The sequence below is a fragment of the Kitasatospora sp. NPDC056783 genome (genome assembly GCF_042789895.1).
Lineage (GTDB): Bacteria > Actinomycetota > Actinomycetes > Streptomycetales > Streptomycetaceae > Kitasatospora.
Genome location: NZ_JBHUAF010000369.1, coordinates 1 through 8,748, shown reverse-complemented (window position 1 = coordinate 8,748; position 8,748 = coordinate 1). Strand labels below are relative to the sequence as shown.

The following is an 8,748-nucleotide window of genomic DNA, read 5'->3' as shown; positions in this document are numbered from 1 at the left end:
GGCCTAGGGTGAACCGGGCCCCAGTCGCCGAGCAGGCCCGAGGTTGACGCATGATCAGGCGCCGTTCGCTACTCGCCCTCACGGGCCTGGGCGGGGCCGCCGCCCTGCTGCCCGCCGGGCCCGCCCTGGCCGCCCCGCCCCGCACCATCGACCTGCCCGCGCCCACCGCCGGCCGGCCGGTCGGCACCACGGTCCTCCACCTGGTCGACCACGACCGCCCCGATCCGTTCGCGCCCGCCCCCGGCCCGCGCGAGCTGATGGTGCAGCTCTGGTACCCGGCGCACACCACCGCGGGCCGCCCCCGCGCGCCCTACACCACCCCCCGGGTCGCGGCCGTGATCGAGCGGGTCCTGCCGCTGGACCCGGGCACCCTCACCCTGGTCCGCCCCACCGCCCGCGCCGGCGCACCCGCCACGCCCGGCCCGCTCCCCCTGCTGCTGCTCGGGCACGGCCGCGGCGGCGGACGCGGCAACTGCACCGCGCTGGCCGAGGAGCTGGCCGCGCACGGCTACCTCGTCGCGGCCGTCGACCACACCTACGACGCCGCCGCCGTCGAGTTCCCCGACGGGCGGCTGGTGCTCGGCGCACTGCCGGACGACCCACCGGACTGGGACGCCCAGGACCACAAGGAGATCGCCGCGCGGGTCGGCGACCTGCGCTTCGTCATCGATGAACTGACCGGCGGCCGACTGCCGTTCCGGGTCGACCGGGAACGGATCGGCGCGCTCGGCCACTCCATGGGCGGCGCCGCGGCCGCCGAGGCGATGCGCCGGGACCGGCGCCTGCGGATCGGCCTCGACCTCGACGGCGGCCTGTTCGGCTCCCCCGTCCCGGACCCCGGGCTGGACCGGCCGTTCCTGCTGCTCACCTCGCTCGACGACCACGACACCTGGCGGCGCTGGCGCGAACACCACCGCGCCTGGGGCCGCCAGTTGCGCGCCGGTGGCGCCGGCCACCTCAGCTTCACCGACCTGCCGCACGCCGCCGGCCCCGGCAACGTGGCGGCCCACCTGCCCGCCGACCTCTACGCCACGCTGTTCGGCACCCTGACCCCGGCCCGCGCCACCGCGCTCACCCGCGCCTACGTCCTCGCCTTCGTCGACCGCTTCCTGCGCGACCGCCCCGCCCCGCTGCTCGACGGCCCGTCACCGCGCTACCCGGAGATCGGCTTCCGCTGGGCGCACGGGTAGGGCCCCGAGCGCCGTCGGGCTACACCGCGGCCTGGGGGTCGCGGCCGAAGAAGGCCGCGAGCCGGTCGTACGCCGGGGCGTCCTCGGGGACGGCGACGGCGGGGCCGAAGGCGTGGTGGTCCTCCTCCGCGCCGCGCTGCCCGGGTGTGAGCGCGTCGGCGGCCCAGGCCAGGGCGGCGTCCGCGACCTCGTGGTCCAGGCCCTCGGTGGACTGTCCGGTGGCGTGGGCCAAGTCCCATCCGTGGACGGCGAATTCGGCGGTCTGCTGGTCCACCGGGAAGCGGGCCGGGAGGGTCCCGGCGCCGGGGACCTCCACGGTGGCGCCGAGGTCGCCGGCCGCACGCCAGGCGTCGACGAGTTCCTCCGCCCCGGCCTCGAAGGCGTGCAGCCAGTCCTCCTCCACCCGTTCGAAGGGCTGCGACCAGTCCGGCTGCCCGCCCTTCGCCCGGACGGTGAACTGCCGCAGGTCGTGCAGGAGGTGGCTGATCAGGTCGCCGACGTCCCAGGAGCGGCAGGGCGTCGGGTGGCCGGCCAGCTCGACGCCGGCACCGTCGATCAGCCCGGCGGTCTGCGCGAGGGCCCGGACGAGCAGCTCGATCGGGTCGTCCGCTGCGGTCATGGCACACCTCTCGGTACGGGAGCACGGTCGTGCCGGGCGATCGTAAGCGCGAGCGCCGACGACCGCCCGGCACGACACCGCACCCGAGGTGCGCCGGCGTGGCTCAGGCGGCGAAGCCGCCGTCCACCGCGAGCTCGGCGCCGCTGACGTACCGCCCGCCCTCGCCGGCCAGGTAGGCGACCGCGGCTGCGACCTCCGCGCCGGTGCCGAAGCGGCCGAGCGCGGTCAGCTCGCCCTGGATCTCCGCCGAGGGTCCGTCGGCCGGGTTCATGTCGGTGTCGATCGGCCCCGGGTGGACCAGGTTGGCGGTGATCCCGCGCGGCCCGAGTTCCCGGGCCAGCGCCTTGGTCAGGCCGATCAGCGCGGCCTTGCTGGTCGCGTACAGCGTGGTGCCGGGAAAGGCGACGCGCTGGGCGACGCAGCTGCCGATGGTGATGATCCGTCCGCCCTCGGCCAGGTGCGCGGAGGCCGCGCGGGCGTACAGGAAGGGCGCCCGGACGTTCACCTCCAGCACCCGGTCGACGTCCTCCAGGGTCAGGTCGCCGATCGGGCCGAGGACGCCGACCCCGGCGTTGTTCACCAGGACGTCCAGCCGTCCGAACCGCTCCACGACCGCCGTGACCACGTCCTGCACCGCCTGCGGGTCGGCGCTGTCCGCCCGGACGGCCCAGCCGGTCCGTCCCAGCGCGGTGATCTTCGCGGCGACCTCCTCGGCCCGCTCCGCGCCGCCCTGGTAGGTCAGCACCACGTCGGCGCCGTCCTCGGCCAGCCGCAGGGCGACCGCCTCGCCGATCCCCCGGCTGCCGCCGGTCACCAGGGCCACCTGGCCGTCGAGCCCGCCCAGGCCGTCGCGGACCGTCGAACCGTTCATCGTCATCTCTCCAGGACTCCTCGTTCCGATCTCGGACATGGCTCGATCCTGGCCCTGGGCGTCTCGAACTTCCGGCGGCATTCGGACGTTGCGTTCAACGTTCAATCAACCTCCGTGGCGCCTCCGCACCCCGGCGCGCGTGACCCGACCTCCCGCCCGCCGTCCGGGGACGCGCCGCGGCGACCGCCCCCTGGACGGGGACGGCCGCTCGGCCGGTCACGGCGGTGTGCCGCCCGTCAGCCGACTCCGGTCGGCCGGTTCCTGGCCGGCCGCCTCCGGGTCGGACGGTCAGACGGTCAGCGCCTGGCCCGGGAAGATCAGGTCCGGGTCGTCGCCGATGGTGCCCACGTTGTTCCGGTAGAGGCTGTCGGTGTCGATGCCGAACTTGGCCGCGATGTCGCTCAGGGTGTCGCCGCTCCGGACGGTGTAGCCGCCGCCGGCGGTGTTCGCGGGCGCCACCGGGGCGGACTGCGCCGGCTTGGCCGAGGGACGGCCTTCGGGCGCCTGCTGCGCGGCCACGGGCTCGGGGGCGGGCTTTGCGGCGGGCTTGGTGGCGGGCTTGGCCGCCCTCGTGGCCGGCTTGGCCGCCTTGGCCGCCGTGCCGCCGGAGGTGTCGACGGCCGCCGGAGCGCCGCCCCGGCCCAGTCCCGCCTTCCTCCCGCAGACCGGCCAGGCACCCGGCCCCTGCGAGGCGAGGACCTTCTCCGCGACGGCGATCTGCTGCGCCCTGGTCGCCCTGTTGGCCTGGGAGGCGTACGCGGTCCCGCCGTACGCGGCCCAGGTGGACGGGCTGAACTGCAACCCGCCGTGGAAGCCGTTGCCGTTGTTGATGCTCCAGTTCCCACCGCTCTCGCACTGGGCGACGGCGTCCCAGGTCGAGGCAGGAGCGGCGGAGGCCGAGGTGGCCGTGACGAGGCCGGTCACCGGCAGGGCCGCGACGGCGGCACCCGCGACGACCGCCATCCGCAGGCGGTGGCGCTTGCTGGTGGTGGTGTCGGTGGCAGCGGCGGTCTCGTGACGGAGATTCATACAGGTCCTCTCGACAAGCCCCGGGCGGGCATGCGGAACCAGGCCCGGGACATGGGCCGGCGGTCTTTTGCTCACCTCACTCGAGGGGCGGCCGGACACGTGTCGGACGTGCCGTGCCGCCCCGGTCACCTCCGCACGCCGACGGCCCGTTCGAGCCGGCTCGTCGACGGGCACCGCCCTCGCGCCGCGGGTCAGTCGGCGGGCAGTGCGTCGGGGTGAACCCGGGTGGCGCTCGTTGCGCCGCCAATGAAGCTAGGGGCATCACCCGGACGCAGCAAGCAATTCTTGGACGTCGCTGGTCAATTGACTGTTACCGGCGGTATCGATCACAAAATCATGCCCGTTTTGAAGGCTTTTGACCATATTTTCAAGATCAGATGGTCAAATTCCGTGCCCTCGCTCACACCTCTCCATCCGAGAAAGCCGGCACACCATCGACGCTGAGAAATCGTCAGCTGACGCACCGTCACCACCGCACCCGGAGTTCCCGGTTCCGCCCGCCCGCCGAGTGGCATCCGTCACGCCCGGCACCCGGAGCGACCGGAACGACACCCTCAGCGACGACCGTCCAGCTCCGCGTCCCTCGCCAGCAACGCCGCCTGGACCCGGTTCTCGCAGCCCAGCTTGGCCAGGATCCGGCTCACGTAGGTCTTCACCGTCGCCTCGCTCATGTGGATCCGCGCCCCCGCGTCGGCGTTGGACAGACCCTCACCGAGCAGCGCCAGCACCTCCAGTTCGCGCGGGGTGAGCACCTCCAGCCGGCGCCGCGCCGCCACGGCGCGGGCGGCCAGCGAGGCGCTGCGCCCGGAGGCCAGCGAGTCGACGATGTGCCGGGTGGCGGCCGGCGACAGGAAGGCGTTCCCACCCGCCGCCGCCCGGACGGCCTGGATCAGCTCGTTCGGCGCGGTGTCCTTGAGCAGGAAGCCCGCGCCGCCCTCGGCCACGGCGCGCAGGACGTTCTCGCGCTCCCCGAAGGTGGTGAGGATCAACGCCCGCGCGCCGGGGGCGGCCTTCGCCAGCTCCCCGAGCGCCGTCAGACCGTCCATCACCGGCATCTGGATGTCCAGCAGCACCACGTCCACCCGGTGCGCCCGCGCGAGCTCCAGCGCCTCCCGTCCGTCGGCGGCCTCCGCGACCACCTCGATGTCGTCGGCGGAGCCGAGGATCATCCTGATCCCGGCCCGGATCAGCGGCTCGTCGTCGGCGACGAGGACTCGGATCACGCTGGTCATTCCCCTCGAACGGTGCGTCGGCTGCGGCACCATCCTCACATCCCGGCGGACCCGCCCCGCACCGCCCCCGGACCCGTCGGCCGGTCCTCCCGCCGAACGCCCGGCCGCACCACCGCGGCGCGCGCGGGCGCTCAGCCCCTGGCCACGTACTCCTGCTTGTCCACCAGCACGCCGTCACGGAAGCAGAACCGCGCCACGTGCTCCTCGTCCCAGCCGGACCCGGGCGCACCGTGCAGCACGTACCAGCGGCAGTTCGCGCCCGTCGGCACCTCGGGACCGGCCTCCTTGTAGGTGTCGGTGAAGAAGTCGTTGCCGCGCGGCAGGACGCGCAGCACCTCGGTCTCGGCCGTGCCCACCGCGATCCGGTCGAACATCGGCTTCTGCACCGTCGCGTCGCTGGTGCCCCGGACGAAGGCGACCACCCCCCAGACCACCAGGGCGAGCAAGATCAGCGCGACCGCGACGACCCCGACCGCGCAGCCCGTCGCCGGGCTGCGCCGCCGGCGCTCCGTCCCCTCGGCGGGCGGCGGGCCGTCCAGGACCCAGTCCTCGGCCCCGGCCGCCGCCGCGGCCGTCCCCTCCTGTTCCGCCCCTTCGTACGGGAGGACCGCCGCCAGCCGGAAGCCCTGCTCCGGCGTCGGCCCGGCGTGCACCATGCCGCCGACCAGCCGGGCGCGCTCCCGCAACCCGGCCAGCCCCTGACCGCCGCTGACCGCCGCGCCCGCGCCGGGGCGCGCGTCGACGAGCTCCGGCGTGCGCGCGTTGGTCACCTCCACCACCAGCGCGTCCGGCTCGTACCGGAGCGCGACGTTGATCGGTGCGCCCGGCGCGTGCTTGTGCGCGTTGGTGAGCGCCTCCTGCGCGATCCGGTACGCCGCGTGGTCGACGGCGGCCGACAACGGACGCCGCTCGCCCTCCACGGCGAAGCCGACCTCCGCGCCGGCCTCCCGGGAGGACTCCACCAAACCCCCGATCCCGTCCGCCCCGCCCCGGGCCGGCGTCCCGGCGGCCGCCCCGGGGCCGGGCGGCGACGCCGTCGACTCGTCGTGCAGCACCCCGACCACCTCGCGCAGCTCGCGCATCGCCGCGACCGCCGCCCGCCGCAGCACCCCGACCGCCTCGCGCTGCCGGTCGGTGAGCGTCCGGTCCACCTCCAGCGCGCCGGAGTGCACCGAGATCAGCGCCAGCTGGTGGCCCAGGCTGTCGTGCATGTCCTGGGCGATCCGGTGCCGCTCGCGCAGCCGCGCCTGGTGCACCACCATGACCCGCTCACGCATCAGCTGCTCGTTGCGCTCGCGCAGCGCGTCCAGCAGGGCGCGGCGCTGCGCCCGGTAGCGGCCGTAGAGCGCGGGCAGCACGGCGATCACCAGGAAGAAACCGAGCGACATCGGCAGGACCAGCTTCGGCGACAGCGAGGCGACGTCCTGCAACACACCCGCCACGGTGAACAGCACCCAGCCCACGACGAAGGCGCCGACCAGTGACCAGACCCGGAGAATCCGCGCCCCGGCGGTCCAGCCCGCGCAGACCAGCAGCAGTACCGGCCCGCCCGACCAGCCGGCCAGGGCCGAGGCGGCGAGCAGGACGGGGGCCGGCAGCCCCTTGCGCAGCACCCACAGCACGGCGACGGCCACGCCGAAGGACAGGGCCAGGCCGGTGTCGAGGAGCGCCTCCAGCAGCGCCGCGAACCCGCCCATCAGCAGGGCGCCGAGCGCCTCTCCCACCACCCGGCGGGGCCTCCAAGGCCCCGGCAGTGCCGTCCGTACCGCCGTGTTCCAGGCCCGTGCGATCGCTTCCACCCGTCGAGGCTAGCGGTCCGGCCGGGGCACCCGCCGTCCTCCTTCGTCGCCGCTCGGCACCGACGAAAGTCGCCTGGCGGGCACCGGTGGGGAGCCCGGGAGCCCCGGGACAGGGCCTTGCCGGCCGAAGGCGGTGAGCAGCGGCGCCACGTCGTCCACCCGGCGGGTCGAGCCGAACACGTCCCGACGCGCCACCGTGGTCGACGGCAAGGGCCACCGCGGCGACCCGGGGTGCGAGGACGTCGTCCACGTCGGCCGGGCGACGCACGCGGCGGCCGGCACCCCGCCGGCGCCGACCCTCCGTCAGGGCCCGGAGAGGTCCGCCTCCACCGGGTAGGGCACCACGGCCTTGACCAGCCCGGTGAACAGTTCCCCGGCGCGGTAGCCGGCCCCGGCCTCGTCCAGCACGTAGGTGTGCACGATCGGCACTCGCCCGGTGGCCTGCTCGACCCGCCGGTGGACGGGGATGCCCGCCTTGGCGTACTGGTCGAGCTTGACCACTCGGTCGGTGGTCTCGGAACCCGGCGCAAGCCGCGACACGGCAGGATGGCCCGATGCAGGTACGCCCGATCTCCCCCGACAACCTGGCCGAGCTGCTCGCCGACCGCATCGCCGCCCTGCCCGGCGCCGGCGGGCGCCACCTGCGGGTGGCCGTGGACGGCGCGGCGGCGGCCCGCCCCGAGGCGCTCGCCGACGCCCTGGTGGAGCCACTGCGGCTGCGCGGCCACCCGACGCTGCGGGTCTCGGCGGCGGACTTCCTGCGCCCGGCGTCGATCCGGCTGGAGTACGGCCACCATGACGCGGACGCCTTCCACGACCTCTGGCTGGACGACGGCGCCCTGCTGCGCGAGGTCCTCGACCCGCTGGAGCCGGGCGGCAGCGGCCGCGTCCTGCCCTCCCTGCGCGACCCGGTCACCGACCGTTCGACCCGCGCCCCGTACACCGAACTCCCGCCCGGCGGCGTGCTGTTGCTGGACGGCGCCCTGCTGCTCGGACGCTGGCTGCCGTTGGAGCTGACCGTCCACCTGGCACTCGGCCCGGCCGCGCTGGCCCGCCGCACCCCCGCCGACCAGCAGTGGACACTGCCCGCCTTCGCCCGCTACGCGGCGGAGACCGTCCCCGCCGAGGCCGCCGACGTCACCGTCCGGGTGGACGACCCGCGCCACCCCGCACTGGTCGAACACTCCTGAGGTCCGGGGCCGGGCCGCGCTGGCAGTACGGGCACCAGTACACCGCCCGGTCGCGCGGCGGCGTGCCCAGGCGCCCGGTCGCCACGGGGGTGACGCAACGCGGGCAGGGCCGCCCGGCCCGGCCGTAGACCCAGTGCTGGTAGCCGGGCCGGGTGTCGCCGGTGGTGATGTGCCCGGGGCGCAGCTTGTTGGCCTCCAGCATCTGCCGGGCCCGCTCCACCAGCCGGTCGGGGTACGGGAGTTCGCCGACCTCGGTCCACGGCGTCACGCCCGCGACGAAGCACAGTTCGTTGGCGTAGACGTTGCCGATCCCGGCCAGGTTGCGCTGGTCGAGCAGGGCCTCGACGACCGGGCGGCCCGGGCGGGCGAGGAGCCGGCGGACGGCCTCGGCCGGGTCCCAGTCGGGGCCCAGCAGGTCGGGGCCGAGGTGGCCGACGATCCGCCGTTCGTCGGCGGTGCGCAGCAGTTCGACGACGGGCAGCCGGTAGCCGACGGCGGCGCCCCGGTCGGTGGCGAGGACGGCGCGGATCTGCCAGGCGGGGCCGCCGGTCCACTGCTCGCCGGCCCGGTAGACCTCCCAGCGGCCGTCCATCCGCAGGTGGGTGTGCAGGGTGAGGCCGCCTTCGAAGCGGGCGAGCAGGTGTTTGCCGCGCGGGGCCACCTCCAGCACCCGGCGGCCGGTGAGATCGGCGGTGGCGTGCGCGGGTACCCGCAGGTCGGCGCTGGTCAGCAGCTGTCCGGCGAGGGCCTCGCGCAAGTGGGCCGCCACGCGGTAGACGGAGTCACCTTCTGGCATGTCTCCATTCTGGTCCGCGGGG

At 75.4% G+C, this 8,748-nt stretch carries 8 protein-coding genes and 1 pseudogene; 2 read left to right on the top strand and 7 right to left on the bottom strand.

Annotated elements, in window-relative coordinates:
- The first annotated feature begins 50 nt into the window (after nt 1-50).
- On the top strand, nt 51-1,190 hold the full coding sequence (locus ACFRMQ_RS33750) for an alpha/beta hydrolase (RefSeq protein ID WP_380734575.1): 1,140 nt from the start codon (nt 51-53) through the stop codon (nt 1,188-1,190).
- Between the two features lie 19 nt (nt 1,191-1,209).
- Here ACFRMQ_RS33750 and ACFRMQ_RS33745 read toward each other — a convergent pair whose 3' ends face one another.
- The 6 genes and pseudogenes from ACFRMQ_RS33745 to ACFRMQ_RS33720 form a co-directional block, all read right to left on the bottom strand.
- Entirely contained in the window at nt 1,210-1,809 is a 600-nt protein-coding gene (locus ACFRMQ_RS33745) for a TIGR03086 family metal-binding protein (RefSeq protein WP_380734574.1), read from the bottom strand.
- A gap of 103 nt (nt 1,810-1,912) precedes the next feature.
- Nucleotides 1,913-2,686: an SDR family NAD(P)-dependent oxidoreductase gene (locus tag ACFRMQ_RS33740; RefSeq protein ID WP_380734573.1), complete on the bottom strand. Its 774-nt coding sequence runs from the start codon at nt 2,684-2,686 to the stop codon at nt 1,913-1,915.
- A gap of 282 nt (nt 2,687-2,968) precedes the next feature.
- Entirely contained in the window at nt 2,969-3,709 is a 741-nt protein-coding gene (locus ACFRMQ_RS33735; protein ID WP_380734572.1) for a transglycosylase family protein, read from the bottom strand.
- A 554-nt stretch (nt 3,710-4,263) separates the two neighbouring features.
- Entirely contained in the window at nt 4,264-4,932 is a 669-nt protein-coding gene (locus ACFRMQ_RS33730; RefSeq protein WP_380734576.1) for a response regulator, read from the bottom strand.
- A gap of 140 nt (nt 4,933-5,072) precedes the next feature.
- Nucleotides 5,073-6,740 carry a histidine kinase gene (locus tag ACFRMQ_RS33725; protein WP_380734571.1) on the bottom strand — a complete coding sequence of 556 codons (1,668 nt, stop codon included), beginning with the start codon at nt 6,738-6,740 and terminating at the stop codon, nt 5,073-5,075.
- A gap of 303 nt (nt 6,741-7,043) precedes the next feature.
- Nucleotides 7,044-7,280, bottom strand: a pseudogene (locus tag ACFRMQ_RS33720) (Uma2 family endonuclease); the annotation flags it as partial.
- Nucleotides 7,281-7,294: 14 nt separating this feature from the next.
- Here ACFRMQ_RS33720 and ACFRMQ_RS33715 point away from each other — a divergent pair.
- The gene (locus ACFRMQ_RS33715) at nt 7,295-7,930 is read left to right on the top strand and encodes a uridine kinase (protein WP_380734570.1); all 636 of its coding nucleotides are present in this window, start codon (nt 7,295-7,297) and stop codon (nt 7,928-7,930) included.
- On the opposite strand, the gene ACFRMQ_RS33710 is transcribed toward ACFRMQ_RS33715, so the two are convergent.
- Nucleotides 7,878-8,726, bottom strand: a complete 849-nt coding sequence (locus ACFRMQ_RS33710) for a DNA-formamidopyrimidine glycosylase family protein (protein ID WP_380734569.1) — start codon at nt 8,724-8,726, stop codon at nt 7,878-7,880. The two genes, ACFRMQ_RS33715 and ACFRMQ_RS33710, sit on opposite strands and share 53 nt — an antisense overlap.
- Nucleotides 8,727-8,748 lie beyond the last annotated feature (22 nt).

Coding starts and splice junctions, on each gene's coding strand:
- ACFRMQ_RS33745 (WP_380734574.1), bottom strand. CDS start 1,809: ATGACCGCAGCGGACGACCCGATCGAGCTGCTCGTCCGGGCCCTCGCG.
- ACFRMQ_RS33715 (WP_380734570.1), top strand. CDS start 7,295: ATGCAGGTACGCCCGATCTCCCCCGACAACCTGGCCGAGCTGCTCGCC.
- ACFRMQ_RS33750 (WP_380734575.1), top strand. CDS start 51: ATGATCAGGCGCCGTTCGCTACTCGCCCTCACGGGCCTGGGCGGGGCC.
- ACFRMQ_RS33710 (WP_380734569.1), bottom strand. CDS start 8,726: ATGCCAGAAGGTGACTCCGTCTACCGCGTGGCGGCCCACTTGCGCGAG.
- ACFRMQ_RS33740 (WP_380734573.1), bottom strand. CDS start 2,686: ATGACGATGAACGGTTCGACGGTCCGCGACGGCCTGGGCGGGCTCGAC.
- ACFRMQ_RS33735 (WP_380734572.1), bottom strand. CDS start 3,709: ATGAATCTCCGTCACGAGACCGCCGCTGCCACCGACACCACCACCAGC.